This window comes from Bathymodiolus japonicus methanotrophic gill symbiont (genome assembly GCF_019721995.1).
Lineage (GTDB): Bacteria > Pseudomonadota > Gammaproteobacteria > Methylococcales > Methylomonadaceae > Methyloprofundus.
Map to the genome: position 1 here is coordinate 236113 of NZ_BLYC01000001.1, position 25392 is coordinate 261504.

Below are 25392 nucleotides of genomic sequence, written 5' to 3' on the forward strand. Positions count from 1 at the left end.
CTGCCGCTTCGGGTAGACACTGTTGTTTCAATGCGTTAAATGATTGCACCAATTAGGTGCGCTAGATCTTTTAACTCGTATTGCCTTGCTTAGGCAGTGTTTTCGGCCTGGAGAAGTGCCTTTAATTCAGGGATACATGAGCCACAATTTGTACCTGCTTTAAGCAATGAGCCAAGTTCATCGGTTGTGCTGGCTTTGCCATGTGAGATCGCTTCTTTAATGGTATTTTCTCCCACACCAAAACAAGCGCAGATCATGGGACCTGTATCAGGTAAACCAGCGCCGGATTTTCCTGCCAATAAACAGAGTCTGATTTCATTACTAATGGTTTGTTCCGCAAACAACTGGCTGAGCCATGAGCGTGCGGGCAAATCATGAGTTGGAGCGATAAATACGATACTTTCAAGTTGCTTGTTTTGCAGTTTCGCTGCTCGATAGCATTGCATGCCTTGATCCGTGAATTCCAGCCATTCGCCATCATCACCTAATTGTTCTTTTGCCCAGGCAGCAGGGTCATTAAAGGCTGTTTCACCGGCTATTTCATAGCGGAAAAACTGCTCACCTTTAATTTTTACCCAATATTGTGCAGCATCGATCCTGACTGCCTTCCTGGACATAATAAAGCCATACCAGGCAGGTTTATAGGGTGTTATTTTTACTGGCGTGTGCTTAGATTCTGGCTGCCCGGAGATAGGGTCAACAACGGGGTTAACCAGGGCATTAACACGGCCTCTTGAAGCAAAAAAATCACTCCAGTGCATCGGTAAAAATACGCTACCCATGCGTTGCTCTTCTGTCTCGACGATGCGGGCCAACATATTTCCATACTGGCTATCAAGTCGAGCCAGGGCACCATTTTCTAATTGCCAGCGTGCTGCATCAGCGGGATGAATCTGTACTATAGGCTCAGAGATATGGGCATTTAGCCGTACTGAACATGCAGTACGCGTCATGGTATGCCATTGGTCGCGTATTCTCCCGGTATTTAGTACCAGAGGATATTCTTCACTGGTGATATTCACTGGAGCGCGGGGTTTAACTGCAATCAGTTGAGCTTTAGCGGTAGTGGTAAAGAAATGCTTATTTTCAAATAAGCGCTGTGTTCCCTTTCGACTATCTAGCGTTACAGGCCACTGAATAGGCTCAAGTTCGTCATATTGTTTATCGCTTATAGCTGCCAGACCACTAATATCAAAGTCACGTTTGCCATTATTTTCAAAGCCAGATAATGCCGCATGCTCTCTAAAAATATCGGCTGCTGATTGATAGTTAAAAGCATGTGCAAAGCCCATACGCTTGGCTACTTGAGATATTATCCACCAGTCTTCTTCAGCCTCGCCTGGATGAGGTAAAAAATTGCGCTGATGTGAAATGCGTCGCTCAGAATTTGTAACGGTACCACATTTTTCCCCCCAGGCAACAGCGGGTAACAAAATATCAGCCCGGTTTGCAGTACCGGTATTAAGATTTGTTTCAGAGACAACGACTAACTCACAGTCTTCAATAGCCTTGCGTACTTTATCTGCATTTGGCAGGGTCACAACCGGGTTGGTTGCCATAATCCATATTGCTTTTATTTTACCGCTAGCAACCTCATCAAACAGCTCTACCGCTTTTGCCCCTGCGGTAGCAGTCAGACTATCAGTTCTCCAGAAACGGGAAACCAGGTCATGATGCTCGGAATTATCCAGCTCCATATGCGCTGCAAGTTGATTGCTTAACGCACCCACTTCACGCCCACCCATTGCATTTGGTTGGCCAGTAATTGAAAAAGGGCCCATAGCCGGCTTGCCAATGCGTCCTGTTGCCAGATGACAATTGATGATACTGTTCGATTTATCGGTACCGGAAGATGATTGGTTAATCCCTTGCGAATACAGCGTCACTACTTTTTCTGTATCAGTAAAAAGCTGGAAGAACCGAGCCGCATCTTGTTCAACCAATTCACAACTGCGCGCGACTTGAGCAATATCAAGCGATGAAGCCAGGGCTGAAGCCAGTGCTTCTGCAAAGCCTTCGGTGTGTTGTTGAACAAAATCATGGTCTATTGCATTTTGTTGGCTTAGGTACTGCAGCAAGCCATTAAATAACACCGCATCTGTACCGGGCTTAATAGGTAAATGTAGGTCAGCAATATCACAGGTTGCAGTCTTGCGCGGGTCGATGACCACAATTTTCAGCTCAGGTCGCTGTTGTTTTGCCTGCGTAATTCGCTGAAAAATAATAGGGTGGCACCAGGCGGTATTGGAGCCTTCAATAACAATCAAATCAGCTTGATCCAGGTCTTCATAACTACACGGAACTGAATCACTGCCAAAGGCTCGCTTGTAACCTGACACTGCAGATGACATGCATAATCGTGAATTTGTATCAATATTGCCCGAGCCTATAAAGCCCTTCATTAATTTATTGGCGACATAGTAATCTTCAGTCAGCAATTGACCGGAGACATAAAACGCAACGGCATCAGCCCCGTGTTCATCTATAACCTGTTTAAAACCCTGGGCTACAGCATCTAAAGCGCTGTCCCATGATACTTGTTCGCCATTGATTTGTGGATGGAGCAGGCGGTCTTCTAACCCGATCGTATCGGCAAGAGCCGAGCCTTTGGAGCATAATCGGCCAAAGTTAGCTGGATGTAATGAGTCACCGTCAACTGAGATTGAGCCATCTTCGCTTTGGTTGACCTGGACGCCACAGCCAACTCCACAATAAGGGCAGGTTGTTTTGGTGATTTTGACAGGCTTAGTCATGACATAATCTCCAGCGCATCTTCTACCTGGTATTGTCCAAACAAAATATTTTCACGCATACTAGAAATGTCTTTGCTTTCGGTCAGTAATGAGAAAAACCAGTTGCCATCACGGGTGTCGCCATATAGTACGATACCGACAATAATGTTGTCTTTAAGTACCAGCTTTTTATAAATATGCTGTGCAGGGTCATTAAATACCAGAGCCTCTGTACTCTGTCCCCCGATATAATCACCCGCTGAAAAAAGGTCGATTCCAGTGACTTTTAACTTGGTTGAAGTAACGCTGCTGATGTAGCTAGATATGCTCATATCTGCAAGGTGATTGGCACAGACTTTTGCTTGTTCAAATAAGGGGGAAACCAGACCAAAGGTCTTTTTACGATGTTCGACACATTCACCCGCCGCGTAGATGTTTGGCGTATGGGTTTGTAATGTGTCATCCACTAAAATGCCACGATCACATTGAATACCTGAAATCTCTGCAAGCTTTGTATTAGGGCGAATACCTATCGCCATGACCACAAGATCGGCATCAATTTCTGAGCCATCTTTAAAACTTATTTTTTCCACTCGCTGATCACCCAGTAATGCTTTTGTATGATGATTCATCAGAAAATGCATGCCTTTTTGTTCCAGCTCGCTGCGCATCAATTCTGCTGCGTTTTGATCAAGTTGCTGACTCATTAAGGTATTACTTCTGTGTACGACAGATACATCCATACCTTGTATCATCAAGCCATTTGCTGCTTCAAGTCCGAGTAAGCCACCACCAATCACGATGGCTTTTTTATGTGTTTTTGCAGTTTCGAGCATGACATTAACATCGTTAATATCACGAAAGCTGATCACGCCATCAAGGTCTTTTCCTGGTATATCAAGGATCACAGGCAGGGATCCCGTTGCCATAATCAAGCGATCATAATTAGCCTTGATGCCATCATCGGTAACGACTTGCTGGTTAACGCGATCAACTTTAGTGACCGTTTTGCCAATATGTAAGCTAATATTATTGTCTTGATACCACTGCAAGTCATTGATAATAATGTCATCAATCTTTTTGTCACCCGCTAGCACCGAGGATAGCATGATACGGTTGTAATTACCGTGCGGTTCCGCACCAAATACCGTGATATCAAATTTTTCTGGTGACAGTTTTAACAGCTCATCCACTGTTCGCATACCAGCCATACCATTGCCAATAAGCACTAATTTTTCTTTCATACTCTCTCGTTACCCTCACATATTTATATGAGGATTGAATAACCTGTTAGAAGGCAACACCTTTAGATCTTGCCTCTTAGCTATGCGTTAAATGGAATGGTGTAATATTATTCAGGGAGGAACATTTTACCTTCGGCAACCATCACGGCTTCACCACCAATTCTTAGGTTAAGCGGGGCTCCGGCTTTATGATCCATTTCGATATTGATGACACTACGGCGTGTGTTAGCGTTACCACGATCAACAGCAAAAGTATGTGTACCTTCCTGCGTAAAGTCGAATGAACATAAATAGGCAGCAAAAGCGGGCATGGCACTACCGACCGCCGGGTCTTCATGAACGCCAATATTTGAGCCTAATAGGCGAGCATTAAAATTGGCATCTTTAAAAGGAGTTTTAGGCGAGAATAATAGAATTTCCTGTGCAGCAGTTTGCGGAGCAGCGGATTGGCTCCAGGCAGTAAAGTTAAATTTTGCGTTTCTGACGGATTCATAATTCCATACCGGCACAACCAGGTAGGGGAAACCACATGAGACTAATCGTGTGGTATATTTCTTATGATCTATTTCAGAGGGTTTAATTGATAACAGCTCAGCTAATTCAATATCGGAAGGTGTAAAGCGGTCAATAATGGACGATACCTTACGCGTAAATTGCACAAGGCTTGGCACGCCATTACTCACAGAAACATTTACTTCTACTTCGCCACTGTTCTGAATAAAGGTCAGTGCGGTAATACCTTCATCTAGCTTAATATTACCACACGAAGCTAAGACAAATGCGGTAGCAATAATAGGGTGCCCGGCAAAATCAAGCTCACCTAAGGGAGAAAATATACGCATTTTCCATGTTGTGTCATCATCGCCAGGCTTGGATACAAATATGGTTTCAGGTAATTTTAATTCGTTGGCAATTAGCGCCATTTGCTGATCACTTAAATCATCCGCATCAGGAAAAACAGCAACTTGTGCACCTGCAAAGAGTTGCTGGGTAAAAACATCAGCAATGTAATAATTAAGTGTCATTATGCTGCTTCCTCTATAGTAATATTGGTATTGATTTCGACTCGTGCATTGTTAATACGAATAGCATAAGTTTCTACTCTGATATTTTCATCCTCTAAACAACGCCCAGTTTTAAGGCTGAAATGTTGTTTATAAATAGGTGATGCCACCATCGGTTCCCCTTTAATATCACCGATTAACCCTCGTGAGAGCGCATTGATATGACTAAAAGGATCATAATTGTTAATTGCATACACTGCGTTATCATCCGGCATATAAAAAATAGCGACCTGTTGATTTTCAACTAATGCACAGACACCTGAATTAGCTTGTAAGTCATCGATACTACACGCATCTATCCACTGGTTCATTATGCATTCTCCGCAGCTAAAAGTTCGCGTTCTTCAAGGTTTGCCGGGCGGATCTGGCCACGTTCTTCAACAAAAATAATGTTTTCATCGTGTTTATCGCTATTCACAAAATGGCGGAAACGTTTCAGCTTGGTTTCATCACCGATGGTGGTTTTCCATTCGCATTGATAGCTATTAACAACATGTTGTATTTGTGCTTCTAGCTGATCGCACACGCCTAGTTTATCGTCTATTACGACGGATTTTAGATAATCAAGACCGCCTTCCATATTTTCCATCCATACCGAGGTGCGTTGTAACCGATCCGCAGTACGTACATAGAAAATAAGTATACGATCTATATATTTGATCAGCGTTTGTTTATCCAGATTGGTAGCAAATAAATCTCCATGACGTGGTTTCATGCCGCCATTACCACAAACATAAAGATTCCAGCCGCCTTCAACGGCAATCACGCCAATATCTTTGCTTTGCGCTTCGGCACATTCGCGGGTACAGCCTGAAACTGCAAATTTTATCTTATGTGGAGCACGTAAGCCTTTAAATCGGTTCTCAAGTTCAACTGCCAAACCCACGCTATCATCTACACCAAATCGGCACCAGGTACTACCTACACAAGATTTAACCGTACGTAATGACTTACCGTAGGCATGGCCACTCTCAAAACCTGCTGCGATTAATTCTTGCCAGATAAGTGGTAATTGATCTACGCGAGCACCAAATAAATCGACACGCTGTCCTCCAGTCACTTTAGTATAAAGACCATATTTTTTGGCAATTTGACCAATGGAAATCAAGCCTTCAGGTGTGACTTCTCCACCGGTCATTCGAGGTACCACGGAGTAGGTGCCATCTTTCTGCATATTTGCCAAAAAGGTATCATTAGTATCTTGCAGGCCTACATGTTCACTCTCTAGGACATATTCATTCCAGTATGATGCCAGGATTGACCCCACAACTTGCTTGCAAATTTCACAGCCTTTACCTGCGCCATGTTTACTAATTAAATCATGGAAGGTTTTGATTTCTTCGACCATGATCAGGTTATAAAGATCCTGGCGAGTGTATGGAAAATGTTCGCAAATATCAGTATTCACTTCGATACCGGCTTTTTCCAGTTCACAATCCAGTACTGATTTTAATAAAGCAGCACAGCCACCACAGCCAGTTGCTGCTTTAGTTTCATCTTTTAGTGCGCCTATGGTGGTGCAACCCATTTCAACAGCACTACACACATCACCTTTTGATACGTCATAACATGAACATATTTGCGCTGATGCAGGTAATGCATCCGAGCCTAAACCGACGGATTCATCTGAGCGGGAGGGTAATATTAAGGAATCAGGATGCTGGGGTAACTCAATCCCATTTAAGTAATACTGAGTCAAGGTGGGATAACCTGAAGCATCACCTACCAGTACCGCACCCAATAACTGCTTATTATCCTGACTAACGACGAGACATTTGTACACGCCATCTACGCCATTTTGATAGGAATAAACTAAGGAGCCGGGTGTACTTGCATGTGGGTCGCCAATACTGGCAACATCAACTCCGTTAAGTTTAAGTTTAGTACTCATATCAGCACCGGTAAATTCTTCCGCACCACCGGCTAGATGATCGACAACGGTACGAGCCATTGCGTAGCCCGGTGCGACCAGGCCAAAAATCTTATCATTCCAGGATGCGCATTCACCTATGGCATAAATATCTTTATCCGATGTTAGACACTGATTATCAATAACAATACCGCCACGCCCCGCAATATCTAACCCACAGGAAGCAGCTATTTCATCTCGAGGCCGGATGCCTGCCGAATAGATGATCATATCTGTTTCTAGTTCTGTGCCATCGGCGAAAATCATTTTATGCCGGCAGCTATCACCATCGATAATTTTAATGGTATTTTTGTTGGTTAAAACAGTCACGCCCAGGTCTTCAATTTTTGATTTTAGTAAGCCAGCCCCACCATCATCTAATTGTGCCGACATCAAACGCGGGCCAAACTGCACAACATTGGTTTCCAGCCCCAGATTTTGTAGTGCTTTGGCTGCTTCTAGCCCTAATAAACCACCACCGACAACAGCGCCTACTTTTGAATCTTTAGCTGCAGCGATCATGTTGTCGAGGTCAGCAATAGTACGGTAAGCAATACAGCCTTCCCGGTCATGCCCGGAAATAGGTGGTACAAAAGCTCTTGAGCCGGTTGCTAGAATAAGCTTGTCATAGGCAATTACTGCACCGTTTGCCGAGGTCACTGTTTTATTATTTCGATCAATGGCAATCGCTTTATCACCGATATGGATAGTGATGTCATTTTCGTTAAAAAAGTCAGGGCTAACTAAGGATAATTCATTCGCTGATTTGCTGGAAAAATATTCGCTAAGATGCACCCGATCATAAGCAGGTATTGGCTCTTCGCAAAAAGTGATGACATCGCAATGCTCCTTAATGTCACTTGCCATTAAGCTGACAAGAAAGTTTTGCCCCACCATGCCGTTACCGATTACAAGCAGGTTTTGTTGATTACTCATGTATTCCTCTTTCAGTGAACTAATTCTAAATATAACCGTAATAATAGCATATAACATGCCAATACAAGTAAGCTGCTGTTTTAAATGGTGTTATGTTAGTAGTGTTGTATTTAAGAGCAGATTAAACCGTATTGTCGCACCAAAGAGGTGCGGCAAGATAGCTTCGCAATGAGTTTTTGGTCGTCTGGATTGAAAACGCTGGAAGCATTTATTTACTGAAGTTTCCCAATAATTATTTATGGTAAAATTGAAACTATGCTACAACTATATGAAAAAAAACAGTCTTTTCATTCGTTTCAAATGCTATTGCCTAAGGGGAATTAAGTAGGGGTTTGCTATAAACATGGCAAACGCTGAAAATCCTGGAAACGGAGCTTTAGCGAAGTGAAGATTTTTAGTCCGCGATAGCCGTAGGGCCGTTGTTTTGTCGGAGTCTGAGCGTTAGCGAAGGTGGAGACAAAATAAAAGGCCATCCGACACGGCGTCAAGTCATTTGGAGCCTATGTTCCGACCCCTTGTTGGGTCGGGACGAGGTGACGAGGACGAATCGGGGCCGCCGGAGGCATAAGTGGTCGCGTTAAGTTTTTGCTGCTTGCTTGGGCTGGGATGCCCAAAACAAGCTTTCGCAAAAATAGCGACTCCCCAAACCACCTAAAATAAACCTCGATACACCAGCATTGTGTATTTCAGCTACTCAATAATTGGGAAACTTCAGTTTATTTACATTCCCTGGTTTTAGCCTAAGCAAATGCAGAAGTTTAAAAATTCAACTTACTAAGCGTTGCACAATAAGCTAATATAGCGGTCACTTTCTTAAATAAACAATATCAATAGCCTCACACTATATGGGTATGCAGGATAATTTTGAGCAAATACCGCTAAAAGATTTTACCGAAAAAGCGTACCTGGATTACTCCATGTACGTAATTTTAGACCGCGCACTGCCGCATATTGGAGATGGTCTAAAGCCGGTGCAGCGGCGTATTGTGTATGCGATGTCGGAACTGGGGCTAAGCGCTGTATCCAAACATAAAAAATCAGCGCGTACTGTCGGGGATGTGCTGGGTAAGTATCACCCACATGGCGACTCAGCCTGTTATGAAGCAATGGTGTTAATGGCGCAGCCGTTTTCGTATCGTTATCCGTTAGTTGATGGGCAGGGTAATTGGGGCTCACCTGATGATCCCAAGTCTTTTGCAGCGATGCGTTATACCGAATCACGCTTAACCGCCTATGCGCAAACCTTGCTGAGTGAACTGGGGCAGGGAACTGTGGACTGGCAGGATAATTTTGATGGTTCCTTACAAGAGCCGAGGGTATTACCCGATAGATTACCCAATATTCTACTTAATGGCACGATGGGGATTGCGGTCGGCATGTCCACTGACATACCGCCACATAATCTGCGGGAAGTTGCCAACGCCTGTGTGCATCTGCTGGATGAGCCCAAGGCGACTCTGGACGATTTATTCAAATTTATTCAGGGCCCTGATTATCCTACCGATGCTGAAATAGTCAGCAGCCGGGAAGATATTCAGAAAATGTATATCAAGGGTAATGGCTCGATCCGTATGCGTGCCAAGTATGAGCTAGAAGAGCATAATATTATAATTACTGCTTTGCCGAACCAAGTGTCAGGCGCAAAATTGCTGGAGCAGGTTGCTGCACAAATGCAGGCAAAAAAGCTGCCTATGATCGAAGATTTAAGAGATGAATCAGATCATGAAAATCCCACGCGCTTAGTGTTGATGCCCAAATCCAGGCGCGCAGATGTAGAAAGCATCATGTCGCACTTATTTGCCACCACTGATCTGGAAAGGACTTACCGAGTCAACCTGAATATGATTGGCTTAAATGGCAAGCCACAAGTAAAAGGCTTACATGAAATTTTAACCGAGTGGTTAAGCTTTCGCACCGAAACAGTACGTCGCCGCTTGCAACATCGCCTGGATAAAGTTTTAGCGCGTTTACATATTTTAGATGGTTTATTGATTGCGTTTCTAAATATTGATGAAGTGATCGCCATTATCCGTAGTGAAGATAAGCCCAAACCTGTTTTAATGGATCGGTTTACTATTACCGATATTCAGGCAGAAGCGGTTCTGGAATTAAAATTACGTCATTTAGCCAAGCTGGAAGAAATGGCGATTCTTGGTGAGCAGGCTGAACTGGAAAAGGAACGCGACTCTTTGCAAAAAACGCTGGGATCGACATGTTTATTAAACCGTTTAATCAGAAAGGAAATTTTGCTAGATGCAGATAAATATGGCGATGATCGCCGCTCGTTTATCGTCGAACGCGGGGTTGCGCAGGCACTGAATGCAACCGCATTAATTGCCAATGAACCGGTCACCATTGTGTTATCACAAAAGGGCTGGATACGTGCTGCTAAAGGGCATGATGTCGATGTTCACGCATTAAACTACCGCTCTGGAGATGGCTATCTGGATGCCGCGCTAGGACGCACCACACAACCCGTATTTATATTGGATACCTCTGGTCGTGTCTATACCACGAGCACGCATGACTTACCTTCGGCACGTAGTCAAGGAGAACCACTCACAGGGCGCTTAAAACCACCAGTGGGTTCCTTGTTTACGCATCTCTGGACTGGGCACGAAGATGACTGGCTACTTATGTCCAGTGATGCAGGCTATGGCTTTCGTGTGCAATTAAAAGACTTGGTCTCAAAAAACAAGGCGGGTAAAGCTATTGTTACGCTGCCTAAAGGAGCGGCCATACTCGCGCCGGTTAAAATCCCAGATAGGAGTGATTTAATTGCTGTAGTGACCTTGCATGGCCGGTTATTAGTATTTCCGGCAGCAGCACTGCCTGCGCTAGCTAAAGGTAAAGGCAATAAACTAATTCAGGTTAATACGGCTGATTTTGCAGCAGGCAGTGATAAAGTCGTTGCTATTACAGTTATTGCTGAAAATACCAGTTTGAAATTGATTTCAGGCAAACGTACGCTGACATTAAAACCAGCCGATCTTGTAAATTACCTGGGTGTAAGAGCGAAACGTGGTCATGGACTGCCTAGAGGTTTTCAGCGTGTCGATCAAATAATGAGTGTTGAGTAGACGATGGCTGAATCCAGAAAACCTGTTAAGCCACGAAAAACTAGAAAGCCGAGACAGGCTGGCAAAACGGCAAAGAGAAAATCCCGGGCAAAGCAAAAACCGTCTGCGCTAAAAAGAAGCTGGCTGGCGATAAAAATTCCTCTGCTTAAATTTTGCGCACTGTTGTTTTTTGTGTTTATCTGCTATCTGGGATATCTGGATTATACGGTTAGTAAGCAATTTGAAGGCAAGCGCTGGGCAATACCCGCACACGTGTATGCTAGCCCGGTTGAAGTTTATGCTGGCTCGAAGCTGAATGCAAAGCAGTTAATAGCGCTGTTAAAAAAGCTGCACTATCGCGCCGATAGCAGGCTTTCTTCACAGGCAACGTATAAAAAAAGTGGGCACATCGTGAGTTTAAAAACCCGGCAGTTCGTGTTCCCGGATACAACGCAGCAAGTTCAACATATCCGTATCGCATTTTCGTCTACCGAAGTCCGGGCTATTAGAGATATAGACTCGGGCAGAGAACTCGCTATCGTGCGCCTTGATCCAGTACAGATCGGTAGTTTTTATCCGGCACATAAAGAAGATAGAGTGCTGGTCAAACTGGATGAAGTGCCTAAAACTTTGATACAAGGCCTACTGGCAACTGAAGACCGGGATTTTTACCAGCATATGGGTATTTCCCTTAAAGGGATTGCTCGTGCGATGTGGATAAACCTGCGTGCCGGAAAAATGGTGCAGGGCGGTAGTACCATTACCCAGCAATTGGTGAAAAATTTTTATCTAACGCCGGAACGCAGTCTGATACGTAAAATTAATGAAGCCTTAATGGCATTAATTTTAGAATTCCGCTTTAGCAAAGATGAAATATTAGAGGCCTATCTAAATGAAGTCTATTTAGGTCAGGATGGAGCACACGCCATACATGGCTTCGGACTTGCCAGTGAATTTTACTTTTCCAGACCCTTAAGCAAACTTCCGCTGGATCAGGTAACTGCTTTGATCGCCCTGGTGCGTGGACCCAGTTATTATGACCTGCGTAAACAACCTAAACGTGCATTAAAGCGGCGTAATCTGGTGCTGGACGAAATGCTGGCGCATGGTGATATTAGCGAAAAACAGGCGCAGCATGCCAAGCACGAGCCGATTAAAGTAGTTGCCTACGCACACCGACCTGCGAATCGCTATCCTGCCTTTATCGATTTGGTTAAGCGCCAGTTAACTCAGGAATACAATGACCAGGACTTAACCTCGGAAGGGCTGAGTATTTTTACGACACTGGATACCCAGGTACAAGATGCACTGGATGCCAGTATTAAGCGTAAATTAGCCGAGATTGAAAAGCGCAAGCGATCTAAAAAGCTGGAGACTGCGGCCATAGTTACCCGCCGGGATAGCGGCGAAATTGTTGCTCTTGCAGGAGGCAGAGATAGTCAGGGTGTGGGCTTTAACCGGGCGCTCAATGCAGTGCGCCCTATAGGGTCTTTAATTAAGCCGCTGGTGTATTTAACAGCGCTGGAGTATCCGGAAAAATATACTTTAATCACAGCTGTCAGTGATACAAAAATTAAAGTAAAGGCGGAAAAGGGCAAGTTTTGGGAGCCTAAAAATTATGGCCGTAAAGAACATGGGAATGTCGCACTGCATACTGCACTCGCACATTCCTATAATTTAGCAACCGTGCATATCGGCATGGATATAGGCCTGGGGCGCATTGCTAAAACACTACGTGAAACGGGGGTAAAAAGGCCAATCAATTTATTTCCATCTATGTTGCTGGGAGCTTTAACATTAACCCCGTTTGAAGTCACACAGATGTATCAGACCTTAGCGGGTGACGGTTTTGCCATGCCGCTACGCTCGATAAGTGCGGTGCTGTCACATGATGGAGCCGTGCTACAGCGCTACCCTTATGCGCTAAGGCAGGAACTCGACCCTGCAGCAACCTATTTGACCAACACCATCCTGCAAGAAGTAATGCGCGAAGGAACGGGTAAATCCGCCTATAAGGTATTGCCTAAAAGCCTGGCGCTTGCAGGTAAAACTGGCACGACAAATGATTTAAAAGATAGCTGGTTTGCAGGCTATAGCGGTGATTATCTGGCGGTATTCTGGGTCGGGCGTGATGATAATAAGTCCACCGGAGTCACCGGTGCGAGTGGTGCGTTGAAACTCTGGACCGAGTTAATGCGGCAAGTGGCAAAGCAACCTGTGATTCTGTCCATGCCAGATTCAGTTATTTCTGTCTGGATTGATAGGGCATCGGGGTTGAAAGTTAACGAATTATGTCCTGATATTATCGCGTATCCTTTTGTACGTGGCTCAGAGCCGAGTGCAAATGCCGAATGTGTAGAAACCACATTGAATAAAGTAAAAACCTGGTTTAACGATTTTAAAGAGGAAAATTTTTAATGAGTAAAATTATAGCGTTATCTATGCTGCTGATGTCCGCCATGGCGCATGCTGATTCTACCCCGGTAGAGAAACTAGAGGCATTTATCGCCCGGGCAAAAAACCTGCAGGCTGAATTTACCCAGACCTCGCTAGACGAAGCAGGAAAGGTGATACAAACTAGTCATGGTGATTTCTATTTGCAGCAACCCGGTAAATTTCGCTGGAATTATAATCAGCCTTATGCACAGCAAATTGTTTCTAAAGATGGCAAGGTCTGGTTTTATGATGCAGATCTAGAGCAGCTAATTATCAAAAAAATAGACCAGTCGATCGGTGATACGCCGGCTTTATTACTCAGTGGCAGTGTGGATTTAAATGAAAAATATAGCATTTCTACGCAAAGTGAAGCAGGCGATATTGTATGGTTAAAGCTAAGTCCAAAAAATAGCGAGAGTAGCTTTAAATATATCTTAGTCGGTTTAAAAGGTGACATGCTATATGGCATGGAGTTAAGTGATAATTTTGGTCAATTGACGCAAATTATTTTTTCCAATATCACTATGCCAAAGTCATTGGCGCCTGATATATTTGAGTTTATAGCGCCTGAAGGGACGGATGTTTTTGAGGGTTATAGACTTTCAGAAGATTAATTTCCGAACAAACAAAAACGACAGAGGGGAAACTGGCTTATAATTTTCGTCCCAACACTAACGGAAACAGTCAAAAATGGTATCCCTCACTTTTTCAAAGTCAATTGTAGACCGACTAAAAAAAATATGGCGACAGCTCTCAAGCTAAGTAATATTTGTTTATATCGATTAACTCAAGCTCTACTCTGGTTCAGTGAATGCATGGGAATCAAAGAAATAGCACGCCTAATGGGAGTCTGTGAAAAAACCATTATAAATTGGCTGAAAACATTCATGCATAAAGGTGTCGGTTGGTTAATAGGGCAACACTATCAAGGACGTGGTCGGAAGTCAAAGTTAACTAAAGACCAGAAAAATAAATTGGTTGAGTTGATAAAGAAAGGCCCAGAAGACAATGGATTTCATTGTGGAATATGGAATACTGCGATGATTGCCGAGCTTATTTGGTTAAAATTTGAAGTTCGTTATAACTTGAACTATTTATCAAGCCTAATGAAAAAACTGGGCTTCAGTTATCAAAAAGCTCGTTTTGTGACTGATCGCCAAGAAGAAGAAAAGTACGAGCTTGAAAGAAAAACGTGGCTGGAAGAAACATTGCCTGCCATTATGGAAAAGGCGGTAGAAGAAAAGAGTGTCGTTTTATTCGGTGATGAGGTGTCATTTGCTATGTGGGGTTCATTGGCACGAACCTGGGCTCCAATAGGAGAGCAACCCACAGTGAAAACATCAGGGATTCGAAAGGGTTGAAAATGTTTGGTACGATCGAACTCGAAGGAGGGAGTTTTCAATACCGAGAATCATTGGCTTATGAGATAAAACCAAAGTCACTTAGACTTTTAAAAGAAGCTGGGCTGCCTCAAGAATTTTTAGCTATTCTTAAAAGCTTAAAAAATGAGAAATATCCAACACAGAAGCTTTTTATGGAAGCGATATATTCTATTGCCGACAACGTCTTAATCGAGAGTTATAAGCCAATGATATTACAACACGCTGAAACATCTGGGCGTTTTAATGGTGAAAGCTATGTTGAGTTTTTAACACAATTGCTGGCTTATTATAAAGGCAAGATTATTCTAATTGAAGATGGTGCCCCGTATCATGGAAGCGGTGTTATTAAGGAATTTAAGTTAGCTAATGTAGATCGTTTGACAGTAGAACGTCTCCCTGCGTTCTCGCCGGATTTTAATCCGATTGAGAAATTATGGAAAAATACGAAACGCGATTCGACTCATATGAAGTATTTTAAAACTTTTGAAGATCTTCATGATTCAGTTGTGCAAACTTTTAACACTTATATGCATGATGCCAGTAAAGTGATTTGTGTTATGCAAAAATTGCGGGAAGATTTCGTTGTTACCGCCTAAGTTTAAGCGCTCCAAATTTGGAAATTATTTATCTGAGAAACTATAGTTACCTCATCCATTACAGTGCCTGTCGGTTTTTTCTTTTATATGCCGGATCCAGCCTTAAAGCAGTGGGATAAAGAAGATAAACGGTTGAAAAAGAGCGGTATAGCAAAAAAAGATCGGCCTATTAAGCCTGAACGTGACAGTGCCTACCCGACCAAAACAGAGATTGCATTAGGCTTATTAAAAGAGTTTAAAGTTGCGCATAGCCTGATTAAAATTAAAGGCGTACTGTCTGATGCGCTGTATGGTGAAAAAGCCTTTATGGACGAAGCCGCTAAAGAATCTGGAGGCTCGCAGGTGATTAGCCAATTACGTAAAAACCAAAATATTGAATATAGAGGTAGAATAAGGTCAGTCGAGAGCTACTTTAATTCGATTAACAAAGGCATTGATCAGATAATACGTGTACGTGGCGGCAAAGAGATTAAAGTGACTGTCAGCAGTGCACGATTGAAGGTGAGTTCTCACAGTAAAAAACGCTTTGTCATTGCCTTAAAATATGACGGTGAAAACGACTATCGCTATTTAGTGGCGACAGACCTGACTTGGCGCACACAAGATATTATTCAAGCCTATACGTTGAGATGGCTGATTGAGGTTTTCTTTGAGGACTGGAAGCTTTATGAAGGATGGGGGCGTGAGGCCAAACAATTAGATGAAGAGGGATCAAGCCGTGGCCTGATTCTGAGTCTTTTGTTTGACCATTGCCTTCTCCTTCACCCAGAGCAAATAGCCCGCATTGAAAGCAAACTACCTGCGTATACCGTAGGAAGCTTACAGCGCAAGTCTCAAATGGATGTACTGCTTGAGTTCATCACGTCATTGCTAGAGTTTCCAGATCCTGGTGATAAGCTGAAACTGAAGTTTCCCAATTATTGAGTAGCTGAAATACACAATGCTGGTGTATCGAGGTTTATTTTAGGTGGTTTTGTCATGTTTATAGCAAACCCCTACTTAATTCCCCTTAGGCAATAGCATTTGAAACGAATGAAAAGATTATTTTTTTCATATAGTTGTAGCATAGTTTCAATTTTACCATAAATAATTATTGGGAAACTTCAGCTGAAAGAGTTAGGTGAATTAATAAAGGATGTGTTTCAACTGATGCCATCAGGAAAACATATGATTGGCAGAGATTTAGGGCGCTTAGCCCATCTTCGTCACTATTGATGATGATGTAGTTGTTATAAATCAATTGGTTGAAATTTTAAAGAGTAGCCAGTTGGCACTACAGATTTTGTGTTTTTGTATAAAACGTTGGATTTTTTAGAGTATTTTTGTCGCATGTAAATTACACTCAAATAATGATGATTTTTTTGACAAAAGTCAATGAATTTATCGACAAAAATAATATAAATGGCACTACAAAACTTTCAAAAAAAACACCATTGATTTTAAAGAGAATTTTTCGACAAAAAATCGCTTAAACCGATGAATCAATGGCTTAGAAAGATGAAAGTGACGAAGATGGGTTAGAGCCAACACCATCATTAAAGTATTGTTCTGCTGGGTGAAGGTAAGAGTTTGATGGCAATGGGATGGAAAAACTTGAACATCGAGTGATAGGCGACAGGGCAATTCGCTGATTCGACGTGTGCTAGCAGCACGCGAGAGGAGCAAGAATTGCATTCCGAATAGCCGTCCAGCCAGTGAGGTAGTGATGACGAAGCTACTTTTGTGCGTAGTCGTTGCGGACGCAGGGCGTTCAGGGCAGCTCCCATCCGCTGCGTAGGTGAACGAATTATGGCGACAGGAGTACCGGAATTTCGTGAGGTAGCATGGCGCGCCTGTTTCTTTGTCTGTTGACAAACGGAACTCAGAGACATCAAGAAATACCTGTGTTACGAGATCATATTGAAAAGCAAAACAAGGGAAATAACAGCTCTCAGAAACATCTCTATGTCTACGATAAAGCCGTCACCGACTTTGTCTGGTGGGATCGGCAGAAACGACATGCTAATTACATGATTTCAATGCTAAAAGAAAATTCAATTGCGACTCTGGTTGAGTCTATCCCTTTTGACTCCCGCCATGAGATCAATACAGGGGTTGAAGCATACAGTGTGTACGAAAACAAGGGCATCAAATTTAACGTGGTGGATTACCGTGATCCACAAACCGGAAAACTTCACCGGTTTGTGACAACCTTGCCAATGACTATTAACCCTGGAACCATTGCCATGCTGTATTTCAAGCGATGGACGATTGAAAAGACATTCAATAACACTAAAAGTAATTTCAAGGAAACTAAAGCTTGGTCTTCCAATACCCGCTCACTTGAAAATCAAATGCGCCTGACTGCAATGAGCTATAATTTAATGCGCGTGTTTGAAGAGATTTCAAAAACACAACAGCCAGAATTGATTCATCCATCGGATAAAAAATATAGCGAGGCTCTGGAGATTAGGCAGCAACAGGCTCAAAAACGAGATCGTTTTGTGAATCCATTATTTTTCCAGGCAAGAATATCTCGTATCAGCTCGTATACCATTCGGGCAGTTCAAAACGCAATAATAACAGGAATGTCTTTACAGTGCTTTATGAGCTCTCTTGTGGCGAGGTTAGTTTCACGGCCTCAATTGATAGGGGAGCACTGATGAAGAAAATAGATATTTTAAGGGTGTAGCATCATAAAGAAGAACGTTAATAACAAGCAACTCACTCGGATGGCTAAAGGCATTGATTTGGGCATTATATGATATACCTCATTCACACTACCCACCAAACCAACTCGGTGCTGCACTTGTTTTTCCAGCACCCTTCCAGAGGGCTTAAGTAAATATGATTACTTCTATTATTAAGTATGTGTAGTGATTTAAGCAAACCTCTAGCGGATCTGATGCGGCCCGAATCACTGGCTGATTATGCAGGACAAAAGCACCTGTTGATGCCTGGCAAGCCATTGTATGAAGCGATAAATTCTGGTCGCTTGCATTCAATGATTTTCTGGGGTCCGCCGGGAACCGGGAAAACCACTCTAGCGCGAATGATAGCCCAGCATTCTAACGCCGAGTTTATACCTATTTCTGCTGTCCTGGCAGGTGTTAAAGATATACGAGCAGCAGTCGCCGCAGCAAAGCAAATACAGCAACAAGAGCAGCGGCAAACAATCTTGTTTGTCGATGAAGTACACCGTTTTAACAAGGCACAGCAAGATGCATTTCTACCGCATGTAGAAGATGGTACGGTATTTTTTTTAGGCGCAACCACTGAAAACCCGTCTTTTGCATTAAATAATGCCTTGTTATCCAGAGCGCGAGTGTATGTCTTAAATGCGCTGACTGATGATGATTTACGTAGTGTAATTGATAAGGTACTCAGCGATAAAGATAAGGGCTATGCACGTCTGGGTATCAGTATGTCTGATAAATTAAAACAGCAATTCGCCATTGCCGCAGATGGGGATGCGCGGCGCTTACTGAATTTACTGGAAATTGCAGTTGAATTAGCTCAAGCGAGTCAGCTTAATGAAATCACCGAGGCAGTCGCCAAAGAGGTGCTTGTCGGTGGGGTACGCCGCTTTGATAATCAAGGCGAAGAATTCTATAACCAGATTTCAGCATTGCATAAATCGGTACGCGGTAGCTCGCCCGATGCAGCTTTATACTGGTTTTGTCGTATGCTGGATGGTGGCTGCGATCCATTATATTTAGCGCGGCGCATAGTGCGTATCGCTTCTGAAGATATTGGTAATGCAGATCCCAGAGCATTGCAGCTGTGCATTAATGCCTGGGAAACTCAACAGCGATTAGGTAGCCCAGAAGGCGAGTTGGCATTGGCTCAAGCACTAGTTTATATGGCCTGCGCACCTAAAAGTAATGCGGTGTATATGGCTTATAATTCAGCGATGCGTGCGGCTAAGGAAAGTGGAAGTTTGACGGTTCCCAATCACCTGCGCAATGCGCCCACTAAATTAATGAAAGATCTGGGTTATGGTAAAGAGTATCGATATGCGCATAATGAGCCTGAAGCTTATGCGGCAGGAGAGCATTATTTTCCTGAAGGCTTGCAGGAAGCGCAGTTTTATCACCCAGTTTCGCGTGGACTGGAAATAAAAATAGCAGAAAAATTAAAATATTTGCGAGAATTAGATAAAATAGCATTCAATAATAATTAACTGCCTAAGCAGGGCGTATTGAACTGCTCGCATGTTAGCCCTCTACAAAAAACTATAAACTAAAGTCATGGATTTAAATTTTCTAGATTTCGAACAACCTATAGCTGAATTAGAAGCAAAAATTGCGGAGCTACGCCGTGTAGAAGCAGATAATGACCTAGATATTTCATCTGCACTAGATGATCTGGAAGCTAAGAACCAGACCTTGACAGAAGAAATTTTTAAAGAGCTCAGTGACTGGCAGATCTCGCAGTTATCCAGACATCCGGGTAGACCTTATACGCTGGATTATATCGATCTTATGTTTACTGATTTTCATGAACTGCATGGTGATCGCAGCTATGCTGATGACAAGGCGATTATTTGTGGTCTGGCAAAATTAGAGGGTCAGGCAGTTGTTATTATTGGTCACCAAAAAGGCCGCGATACCAAAGAAAAAATTATTCGCAACTTTGGTATGCCTCGCCCTGAAGGCTATCGTAAAGCCCTGCGCGTTATGAAACTGGCCGAGCGGTTTCATCTACCTATTATCTGCCTGATAGACACCCCGGGAGCGTATCCGGGTATTGGAGCGGAAGAGCGCGGTCAGAGTGAAGCAATTGCACGTAACCTATTTGAAATGGCTAAATTGGAAACGCCCATAATCTGTACTGTTATCGGCGAAGGTGGTTCCGGTGGTGCGCTGGCGATTGGCGTGGGTGATCGCTTGATTATGATGGAATTCAGTACTTATTCTGTTATCTCTCCTGAAGGCTGTGCATCAATTCTCTGGAAGAGTGCTGATAAGGCAAAGCTTGCGGCAGAAGCAATGGGGATTACCTCAGACCGGGTGCGCGAGCAGGGACTATTAGATGAAGTCGTCAGGGAGCCTATAGGTGGCGCACATAGAGATTTTAAAACCACAGCTGAGAATCTAAAAGAAACGCTGATTCGCCATATTAAAGATTTACGCCATGAGAACATAGATAGCTTATTAGAAAAGCGCTACCAGCGCATTATGGCATTTGGTGTTTATACCGAAGATCAAAAGTAACCAGCATTTAACTCAAGCACGAGCGCTAGTCCTGGCGCTCAGAAAACAGTAGATGTGAAACTTACTGCGCAATTTATAGCCCAGCACCTCGCACCTTATCAGACGGCCAGTAAGCTTTTTATTGGCTACAGTGGCGGTGTTGATTCCCACGTTTTACTGCATTTACTGGCTAATATTCCAGCACTAAAACATAAGCTGACGGCTGTGTATGTGCATCATGGATTACAGGCTTGTGCTGGTGACTGGGCGCAACACTGTCAACAGATTTCCAGGGATTTAGGCGTTGCTTTTAAAAGACTTAAAGTCAATGCCCAGGCCAAGCCAGGACAGAGTCCCGAAGAGGCTGCACGTATTGCACGCTATCAGGCATTCAAACAACTCTTGGGTAAAAATGACGTATTGCTATTTGCCCAGCATCGCGATGATCAACTAGAAACCGTCTTATTGCAATTATTTCGTGGTGCAGGGCTAAAAGGTCTCTCTGGAATGCCTACCGCCATTCAATTTGCGCATGGCACACTACTTCGTCCCTTGCTGGAAATCAACCAGCAAGAAATTAAACACTATGTCCAGCAGCATGATTTACAGTGGATTGACGATCCCAGTAATCAAGATATTCAGTTTGATCGAAACTTTCTGCGGCATAATATTATTCCCCTGTTAGAGCAGCGCTGGCCTGGTCTGGATAAAACTGTTGCGCGTGTTGCAGAGCATTGTGCGGGTGCCCAGCAAGTGCTATCTGCAAATGCCCGGCAGCAAATGCACGGGTTATATAATGAACAGCAGCAGAGCTTATCCATTCCGGGTTTGTTAGCACATGAGCCGCCTAGCCACCAGTGGATACTGCGTGAATGGCTGCATCAGCTGGGCGTACGTATGCCTACGCAGAAAGTGCTAAGCGCTATTATGCAAGATGTGTTACTTGCCCGACCCGAAGCAAATCCACTTGTTGAGCATGATGGCCATACTATTCAACGCTACCGGGAAGGCTTGTATTTAGTTGCCGTAAAGCAGTTGCCAGACTTACGGCAAGTATTTGCCTGGACTGATAGCAACAAATCCCTGGCTCTGGCAAATAATGGCATATTAAAAATCAAGCCGGTGCAGCAGGGCATTGCGTTAAACAGATGGCAGCAGGGGGATATACAGGTAAAGTATCGGCAAGGTGGTGAAAAAATTGCCTTGCCCAATAGAATGGGTCGGCATAGTTTAAAAAAGCTCTACCAGGAAGCGGGTATCGCTCCCTGGTTGCGTGATGTTATTCCGTTGATTTATATTAATGGAGAACTTGCAGCAATTGCCAGTTACTGGATAAATGCTGATTTTTATAGCCAGAGTGAGACCTGTATTTGTCTGCTCTGGGATCAATCTAGGCGTAATGATTGAACAAGTACTGGAAACAAGCGAGGTTAGATGGCCTGGTACTGAGATCCTATAAGCAAGTACCTCTTACCCTGTAATGGTCAACAAAAACCGGACGCTTTTTAAGACACTTTCCTATAAAACTCACTCTCAACAGGCGCGCCATGCTACCTCACGAAATTCCGGGACTCCTGTCGCCGTAATTCGTTCACCTACGCAGCGAATAGGAGATGCTCCAGCCGCCCTGCGTCCGCCACAGACTGAGCTGCTTTCGCTGAAAATCATGGAAACGGAGCTTAGCGAAGTGGTGATTTTTAGCCCCTGATAGGCGACAGGGCAATTCGCTGATTCGACGTGTGCTAGCAGCACGCGAGAGGAGCAAGAATTGCATTCCGAATAGCCGTCCAGCCAGTGAGGTAGTAATGACGAAGCGGCTTTTGTGCGTAGTCGTTGCGGACGCAGGGCGTTCAGGGCATCTCCCATCCGCTGCGTAGGTGAACGAATTATGGCGACAGGAGTCCCAGAATTTCGTGAGGTAGCATGGCGCGCCTGGTCCATACCTGGTTCGCTTTTTCTGCGATATAACTCGTTGGCTTGGAGGTGTTTTTGCGCTCTTTAGCCCGCCCTCTATCGCTGAAAATCCTGGAAACGGAGCTTTAGCGAAGTGAAGATTTTTAGTCCGCGATAGCCGTAGGGCCGTTGTTTTGTCGGAGTCTGAGCGTTAGCGAAGGTGGAGACAAAATAAAAGGCCATCCGACACGGCGTCAAGTCATTTGGAGCCTATGTTCCGACCCCTTGTTGGGTCGGGACGAGGTGACGAGGACGAATCGGGGCCGCCGGAGGCATTAGTGGTCGCGTTAAGTTTTTGCCGCTTGCTTGGGCTGGGATGCCCAAAACAAGCTTTCGCAAAAATAGCGACTCCCCGCGTGTGACTTGTTCTGCTTTATGCAACACTCGATAAAATGATGATTCGGAGGCAATGTAGATGCCTTTGTCTGCCAGGATAGGGACGATTTGACTCGGTGGTAAATTGGCATACTCGTCCTCATTACAGGTCATTAAAATAGCGAGTTGCTCATATTCGCTTAATTTATTATTACTCGATGTTCAAGTTTTTCCATCCCATTGCCATCAAACTCTTACCTTCACCCAGCAGAACAATACTTTAATGATGCTGTTGGCCCTAAGCGCCCTAAATCTCTGCCAATCATATGTTTTCCTGATGGCATCAGTTGAAACACATCCTTTATTAATTCACCTAACTCTTTCAGCTTATCACCAGGATCTGGAAACTCTAGCAATGACGTGATGAACTCAAGCAGTCGCTGAAAATCAGGGAAACGTAGCCTAAGCGAAGTGATGATTTTTAGTCCGCGATAGCCGTAGGGCCGTTGTTTTGTCGGAGTCTGAGCGTTAGCGAAGGTGGAGACAAAATAAAAGGCCATCCGACACGGCGTCAAGTCATTTGGAGCCTATGTTCCGACCCCTTGTTGGGTCGGGACGAGGTGACGAGGACGAATCGGGGCCGCCGGAGGCATAAGTGGTCGCGTTAAGTTTTTGCTGCTTGCTTGGGCTGGGATGCCCAAAACAAGCTTTCGCAAAAATAGCGACTCCCCGCACATCCATTTGAGACTTGCGCTGTAAGCTTCCTACGGTATACGCAGGTAGTTTGCTTTCAATGCGGGCTATTTGCTCTGGGTGAAGGAGAAGGCAATGGTCAAACAAAAGACTCAGAATCAGGCCACGGCTTGATCCCTCCGCTGTCAGCCCCGGACGGGCTGATAGTCTCCAGAAGGCGCAGGGAAATTTGCCAATCCGAAGTGCGCGATAGCGCGCGAGGGAGGCTAAAATTTTATCCCGAATAGCCGTAGAGCCATTTGTGGTAGCCATGACTGAGCTGCTTTGTGCTCAGTCTGTGGCGGACGCAGGGCGGCTGGAGCATCTCCTATTCGCTGCGTAGGTGAACGAATTACGGCGACAGGAGTCCCGGAATTTCGTGAGGTAGCATGGCGCGTCTGTGTTACGTAGAATGACTATGCTCCTCTTGAGATAGTTTGGCCAGAATCAAAAATTCTTCGTAATCTTGGTAACTTTATTCCGTCGCTGAAAATCAGGGAAACGGAGCCTAAGCGAAGTGATGATTTTTAGTCCGCGATAGCCGTAGGGCCGTTATTTTGTCGGAGTCTGAGCGTTAGCGAAGGTGGAGACAAAATAAAAGGCCATCCGACACGGCGTCAAGTCATTTGGAGCCTATGTTCCGACCCCTTGTTGGGTCGGGACGAGGTGACGAGGACGAATCGGGGCCGCCGGAGGCATAAGTGGTCGCGTTAAGTTTTTGCTGCTTGCTTGGGCTGGGATGCCCAAAACAAGCTTTCGCAAAAATAGCGACTCCCCAATAAACTGCCTTATTGGAGACGAGTAATGTTTAAGTATGAAACAATAATTTATTGGAGTGAAGAAGACCAGGCGTACTTAACAGAAGTTCCAGAGCTTCTTGGGTGTGTGGCGCATGGCGGTTCCCATGAAGCTGCGCTTGCAAATATACAAGAAGCAATTTAGCTGTGGATTGATGCTGCGCAACAGGCGCGCCATGCTACCTCACGAAATTCCGGGACTCCTGTCGCCATAATCCGTTCACCTACGCAGCGGATGGGAGATGCCTTGAACGCCCTGCGTCCGCAACGACTACGCACAAAAGCCGCTTCGTCATTACTACCTCACTGGCTGGACGGCTATTCGGAATGAAATTATTGCTCCTCTCGCGTGCTGCTAGCACACGTTGAATCAGCGAATTTCCCTGTCGCCTATCAGGGACTAAAAATCACCACTTCGCTAAGCTCCGTTTCCATGATTTTCAGCGGAGGAGCTTGGTGATGTTATTCCCTAAGCCAAAGGGCGTAGATTAATGTACGCATAGCTAGCCCTTTACAATTGATGTTAACCTAGGCCTATCTTTCAGAACGCGCGCGCCATTGTTTAACTACATGCCAGCGCCAGAACAACCTCATGCCAAAATAACCAATCACTGATGATGCAATACCGAGTATCAGGCACCCGATAAGAAAAGGTCCGCCTATATCGCTTAGTCCTGTGGTCACGCTTTCTATAGAAAATTCAAAATCGGCAGCTGGTGAAGGCTGGTTCAGAGTCCATAAACCTATGCGATATGCAAAATAAAACATCGGTGGCATGGTCAATGGGTTAGTGACCCAGACTAGCGCAACAGAAATAGGCAGGTTAGCGCGGAAATATAGTGCGAATACCGCTGCAATTACCATTTGACCTGGTGTTGGAATCCATGCGACAAAAAGGCCAACAGCAAGAGCTGCTGCAACGGAGCGCCGGTTTAAGTGCCAGAGGTTTGGGTCATGCAGCTTATCGCCTAAAAAAGTCAGATGCTTATGCTCTTTAATGGACTCAGGTGAAGGCATGTATTTCTTGATAAGCTTTTTGGGCATGATGACTGGTATTCACTAA

General features: G+C 44.3%; 29 protein-coding genes and 2 pseudogenes. 14 read left to right on the forward strand and 17 right to left on the reverse strand.

Annotated elements, in window-relative coordinates:
- Window positions 1-89: 89 nt before the first annotated feature.
- From K6984_RS01490 to K6984_RS32175, 7 genes and pseudogenes are all read right to left on the reverse strand, one after another.
- Entirely contained in the window at window positions 90-2753 is a 2664-nt protein-coding gene (locus K6984_RS01490; RefSeq protein WP_221893854.1) for a nitrate reductase, read from the reverse strand.
- 14 nt (window positions 2754-2767) lie between these two features.
- Window positions 2768-3976 (reverse strand): annotated as a pseudogene (locus K6984_RS01495) (NAD(P)/FAD-dependent oxidoreductase); the annotation flags it as partial.
- A gap of 107 nt (window positions 3977-4083) precedes the next feature.
- Complete coding sequence (locus K6984_RS01500; RefSeq protein ID WP_221893856.1) at window positions 4084-5001, reverse strand: PhzF family phenazine biosynthesis protein; 918 nt, start codon at window positions 4999-5001, stop codon at window positions 4084-4086.
- Window positions 5001-5351 (reverse strand): nitrite reductase small subunit NirD, encoded by a 351-nt coding sequence (nirD, locus tag K6984_RS01505; protein WP_221893857.1) that lies wholly within the window; start codon window positions 5349-5351, stop codon window positions 5001-5003. Before nirD ends, K6984_RS01500 begins: the two co-directional genes overlap by 1 nt.
- Window positions 5351-7885 (reverse strand): nitrite reductase large subunit NirB, encoded by a 2535-nt coding sequence (gene nirB, locus K6984_RS01510; RefSeq protein ID WP_221894118.1) that lies wholly within the window; start codon window positions 7883-7885, stop codon window positions 5351-5353. Before nirB ends, nirD begins: the two co-directional genes overlap by 1 nt.
- 335 nt (window positions 7886-8220) lie before the next feature.
- The gene (locus K6984_RS01515; RefSeq protein WP_221893858.1) at window positions 8221-8358 is read right to left on the reverse strand and encodes a hypothetical protein; all 138 of its coding nucleotides are present in this window, start codon (window positions 8356-8358) and stop codon (window positions 8221-8223) included.
- 27 nt (window positions 8359-8385) lie between these two features.
- On the reverse strand, window positions 8386-8514 hold the full coding sequence (locus K6984_RS32175) for a hypothetical protein (RefSeq protein ID WP_263458596.1): 129 nt from the start codon (window positions 8512-8514) through the stop codon (window positions 8386-8388).
- A gap of 216 nt (window positions 8515-8730) precedes the next feature.
- On the opposite strand from K6984_RS32175, the gene parC reads away from it, so the two are divergent.
- The 6 genes from parC (at window position 8731) to K6984_RS01545 (ending at window position 16282) form a co-directional block, all read left to right on the forward strand.
- Window positions 8731-10965, forward strand: a complete 2235-nt coding sequence (gene parC / locus K6984_RS01520) for a DNA topoisomerase IV subunit A (protein WP_221893859.1) — start codon at window positions 8731-8733, stop codon at window positions 10963-10965.
- Between the two features lie 3 nt (window positions 10966-10968).
- On the forward strand, window positions 10969-13362 hold the full coding sequence (mrcB, locus tag K6984_RS01525) for a penicillin-binding protein 1B (protein ID WP_221893860.1): 2394 nt from the start codon (window positions 10969-10971) through the stop codon (window positions 13360-13362).
- Window positions 13362-13994: an outer membrane lipoprotein periplasmic chaperone LolA gene (gene lolA, locus K6984_RS01530; protein WP_221893861.1), complete on the forward strand. Its 633-nt coding sequence runs from the start codon at window positions 13362-13364 to the stop codon at window positions 13992-13994. Before mrcB ends, lolA begins: the two co-directional genes overlap by 1 nt.
- Window positions 13995-14120: 126 nt before the next feature.
- On the forward strand, window positions 14121-14741 hold the full coding sequence (locus tag K6984_RS01535; RefSeq protein ID WP_221893862.1) for an IS630 family transposase: 621 nt from the start codon (window positions 14121-14123) through the stop codon (window positions 14739-14741).
- Window positions 14742-14743: 2 nt separating this feature from the next.
- Window positions 14744-15358, forward strand: a complete 615-nt coding sequence (locus tag K6984_RS01540; RefSeq protein WP_230987840.1) for a transposase — start codon at window positions 14744-14746, stop codon at window positions 15356-15358.
- A gap of 63 nt (window positions 15359-15421) precedes the next feature.
- Window positions 15422-16282 (forward strand): transposase, encoded by an 861-nt coding sequence (locus K6984_RS01545; protein WP_221893864.1) that lies wholly within the window; start codon window positions 15422-15424, stop codon window positions 16280-16282.
- Between the two features lie 611 nt (window positions 16283-16893).
- On the opposite strand, the gene K6984_RS01550 is transcribed toward K6984_RS01545, so the two are convergent.
- Window positions 16894-17124 (reverse strand): hypothetical protein, encoded by a 231-nt coding sequence (locus tag K6984_RS01550; protein ID WP_221893865.1) that lies wholly within the window; start codon window positions 17122-17124, stop codon window positions 16894-16896.
- Here K6984_RS01550 and K6984_RS32180 point away from each other — a divergent pair.
- From K6984_RS32180 to tilS, 5 genes are all read left to right on the forward strand, one after another.
- Complete coding sequence (locus K6984_RS32180; RefSeq protein WP_263458617.1) at window positions 17081-17209, forward strand: hypothetical protein; 129 nt, start codon at window positions 17081-17083, stop codon at window positions 17207-17209. The two genes, K6984_RS01550 and K6984_RS32180, sit on opposite strands and share 44 nt — an antisense overlap.
- Window positions 17182-18000, forward strand: coding sequence for a transposase (locus K6984_RS01555; protein ID WP_221893866.1), 819 nt, complete (start codon window positions 17182-17184; stop codon window positions 17998-18000). The genes K6984_RS32180 and K6984_RS01555 overlap by 28 nt, the downstream gene beginning before the upstream one ends.
- A gap of 206 nt (window positions 18001-18206) precedes the next feature.
- Window positions 18207-19520 (forward strand): replication-associated recombination protein A, encoded by a 1314-nt coding sequence (locus K6984_RS01560; RefSeq protein ID WP_221893867.1) that lies wholly within the window; start codon window positions 18207-18209, stop codon window positions 19518-19520.
- A 67-nt stretch (window positions 19521-19587) separates the two neighbouring features.
- Window positions 19588-20553 carry an acetyl-CoA carboxylase carboxyl transferase subunit alpha gene (gene accA / locus K6984_RS01565; RefSeq protein WP_221893868.1) on the forward strand — a complete coding sequence of 322 codons (966 nt, stop codon included), beginning with the start codon at window positions 19588-19590 and terminating at the stop codon, window positions 20551-20553.
- A 54-nt stretch (window positions 20554-20607) separates the two neighbouring features.
- Entirely contained in the window at window positions 20608-21939 is a 1332-nt protein-coding gene (tilS, locus tag K6984_RS01570) for a tRNA lysidine(34) synthetase TilS (protein ID WP_221893869.1), read from the forward strand.
- Between the two features lie 126 nt (window positions 21940-22065).
- Here tilS and K6984_RS01575 read toward each other — a convergent pair whose 3' ends face one another.
- Complete coding sequence (locus K6984_RS01575; RefSeq protein WP_221893870.1) at window positions 22066-22398, reverse strand: hypothetical protein; 333 nt, start codon at window positions 22396-22398, stop codon at window positions 22066-22068.
- Between K6984_RS01575 and K6984_RS01580 the strand changes: the two genes are divergently transcribed.
- Complete coding sequence (locus K6984_RS01580; protein WP_221893871.1) at window positions 22355-22534, forward strand: hypothetical protein; 180 nt, start codon at window positions 22355-22357, stop codon at window positions 22532-22534. The two genes, K6984_RS01575 and K6984_RS01580, sit on opposite strands and share 44 nt — an antisense overlap.
- Window positions 22535-22542: 8 nt before the next feature.
- On the opposite strand, the gene K6984_RS32185 is transcribed toward K6984_RS01580, so the two are convergent.
- The 5 genes and pseudogenes from K6984_RS32185 to K6984_RS01595 form a co-directional block, all read right to left on the reverse strand.
- On the reverse strand, window positions 22543-22668 hold the full coding sequence (locus K6984_RS32185; RefSeq protein ID WP_263458618.1) for a hypothetical protein: 126 nt from the start codon (window positions 22666-22668) through the stop codon (window positions 22543-22545).
- Window positions 22669-22695: 27 nt separating this feature from the next.
- Window positions 22696-22824, reverse strand: coding sequence for a hypothetical protein (locus K6984_RS32190; RefSeq protein ID WP_263458600.1), 129 nt, complete (start codon window positions 22822-22824; stop codon window positions 22696-22698).
- Between the two features lie 21 nt (window positions 22825-22845).
- Window positions 22846-23010 (reverse strand): annotated as a pseudogene (locus K6984_RS01585) (helix-turn-helix domain-containing protein); the annotation flags it as partial.
- A gap of 50 nt (window positions 23011-23060) precedes the next feature.
- Entirely contained in the window at window positions 23061-23360 is a 300-nt protein-coding gene (locus K6984_RS01590) for a hypothetical protein (protein ID WP_221893872.1), read from the reverse strand.
- A 16-nt stretch (window positions 23361-23376) separates the two neighbouring features.
- The gene (locus K6984_RS01595; RefSeq protein ID WP_221893873.1) at window positions 23377-23805 is read right to left on the reverse strand and encodes a hypothetical protein; all 429 of its coding nucleotides are present in this window, start codon (window positions 23803-23805) and stop codon (window positions 23377-23379) included.
- A 12-nt stretch (window positions 23806-23817) separates the two neighbouring features.
- Between K6984_RS01595 and K6984_RS32195 the strand changes: the two genes are divergently transcribed.
- Window positions 23818-23943, forward strand: coding sequence for a hypothetical protein (locus tag K6984_RS32195; RefSeq protein WP_263458619.1), 126 nt, complete (start codon window positions 23818-23820; stop codon window positions 23941-23943).
- Window positions 23944-24165: 222 nt separating this feature from the next.
- Here the strand turns inward: K6984_RS32195 and K6984_RS32200 are convergent, their stop codons facing one another.
- The gene (locus K6984_RS32200; RefSeq protein WP_263458596.1) at window positions 24166-24294 is read right to left on the reverse strand and encodes a hypothetical protein; all 129 of its coding nucleotides are present in this window, start codon (window positions 24292-24294) and stop codon (window positions 24166-24168) included.
- A 42-nt stretch (window positions 24295-24336) separates the two neighbouring features.
- Between K6984_RS32200 and K6984_RS01600 the strand changes: the two genes are divergently transcribed.
- The gene (locus K6984_RS01600; protein ID WP_420831627.1) at window positions 24337-24474 is read left to right on the forward strand and encodes a type II toxin-antitoxin system HicB family antitoxin; all 138 of its coding nucleotides are present in this window, start codon (window positions 24337-24339) and stop codon (window positions 24472-24474) included.
- On the opposite strand, the gene K6984_RS01605 is transcribed toward K6984_RS01600, so the two are convergent.
- On the reverse strand, window positions 24471-24608 hold the full coding sequence (locus K6984_RS01605) for a hypothetical protein (protein ID WP_221893874.1): 138 nt from the start codon (window positions 24606-24608) through the stop codon (window positions 24471-24473). The genes K6984_RS01600 and K6984_RS01605 overlap by 4 nt on opposite strands.
- A 255-nt stretch (window positions 24609-24863) precedes the next feature.
- Window positions 24864-25373 (reverse strand): DUF2062 domain-containing protein, encoded by a 510-nt coding sequence (locus tag K6984_RS01610; RefSeq protein WP_221893875.1) that lies wholly within the window; start codon window positions 25371-25373, stop codon window positions 24864-24866.
- Window positions 25374-25392: the final 19 nt, after the last annotated feature.

What these genes read in the sequence shown, in the direction of transcription:
- K6984_RS01490 (WP_221893854.1), bottom strand. Translation starts at nt 2,753, where the DNA reads ATGACTAAGCCTGTCAAAATCACCAAAACAACCTGCCCTTATTGTGGA.
- K6984_RS01500 (WP_221893856.1), bottom strand. Translation starts at nt 5,001, where the DNA reads ATGACACTTAATTATTACATTGCTGATGTTTTTACCCAGCAACTCTTT.
- nirD (WP_221893857.1), bottom strand. Translation starts at nt 5,351, where the DNA reads ATGAACCAGTGGATAGATGCGTGTAGTATCGATGACTTACAAGCTAAT.
- nirB (WP_221894118.1), bottom strand. Translation starts at nt 7,885, where the DNA reads ATGAGTAATCAACAAAACCTGCTTGTAATCGGTAACGGCATGGTGGGG.
- K6984_RS01515 (WP_221893858.1), bottom strand. Translation starts at nt 8,358, where the DNA reads ATGGCCTTTTATTTTGTCTCCACCTTCGCTAACGCTCAGACTCCGACA.
- parC (WP_221893859.1), top strand. Translation starts at nt 8,731, where the DNA reads ATGGGTATGCAGGATAATTTTGAGCAAATACCGCTAAAAGATTTTACC.
- mrcB (WP_221893860.1), top strand. Translation starts at nt 10,969, where the DNA reads ATGGCTGAATCCAGAAAACCTGTTAAGCCACGAAAAACTAGAAAGCCG.
- lolA (WP_221893861.1), top strand. Translation starts at nt 13,362, where the DNA reads ATGAGTAAAATTATAGCGTTATCTATGCTGCTGATGTCCGCCATGGCG.
- K6984_RS01535 (WP_221893862.1), top strand. Translation starts at nt 14,121, where the DNA reads ATGGCGACAGCTCTCAAGCTAAGTAATATTTGTTTATATCGATTAACT.
- K6984_RS01540 (WP_230987840.1), top strand. Translation starts at nt 14,744, where the DNA reads ATGTTTGGTACGATCGAACTCGAAGGAGGGAGTTTTCAATACCGAGAA.
- K6984_RS01550 (WP_221893865.1), bottom strand. Translation starts at nt 17,124, where the DNA reads ATGGGAGCTGCCCTGAACGCCCTGCGTCCGCAACGACTACGCACAAAA.
- K6984_RS01555 (WP_221893866.1), top strand. Translation starts at nt 17,182, where the DNA reads ATGGCGCGCCTGTTTCTTTGTCTGTTGACAAACGGAACTCAGAGACAT.
- K6984_RS01560 (WP_221893867.1), top strand. Translation starts at nt 18,207, where the DNA reads ATGTGTAGTGATTTAAGCAAACCTCTAGCGGATCTGATGCGGCCCGAA.
- accA (WP_221893868.1), top strand. Translation starts at nt 19,588, where the DNA reads ATGGATTTAAATTTTCTAGATTTCGAACAACCTATAGCTGAATTAGAA.
- K6984_RS01575 (WP_221893870.1), bottom strand. Translation starts at nt 22,398, where the DNA reads ATGGGAGATGCCCTGAACGCCCTGCGTCCGCAACGACTACGCACAAAA.
- K6984_RS32185 (WP_263458618.1), bottom strand. Translation starts at nt 22,668, where the DNA reads ATGGCCTTTTATTTTGTCTCCACCTTCGCTAACGCTCAGACTCCGACA.
- K6984_RS01590 (WP_221893872.1), bottom strand. Translation starts at nt 23,360, where the DNA reads ATGGCCTTTTATTTTGTCTCCACCTTCGCTAACGCTCAGACTCCGACA.
- K6984_RS01595 (WP_221893873.1), bottom strand. Translation starts at nt 23,805, where the DNA reads ATGGCTACCACAAATGGCTCTACGGCTATTCGGGATAAAATTTTAGCC.
- K6984_RS01600 (WP_420831627.1), top strand. Translation starts at nt 24,337, where the DNA reads ATGTTTAAGTATGAAACAATAATTTATTGGAGTGAAGAAGACCAGGCG.
- K6984_RS01610 (WP_221893875.1), bottom strand. Translation starts at nt 25,373, where the DNA reads ATGCCCAAAAAGCTTATCAAGAAATACATGCCTTCACCTGAGTCCATT.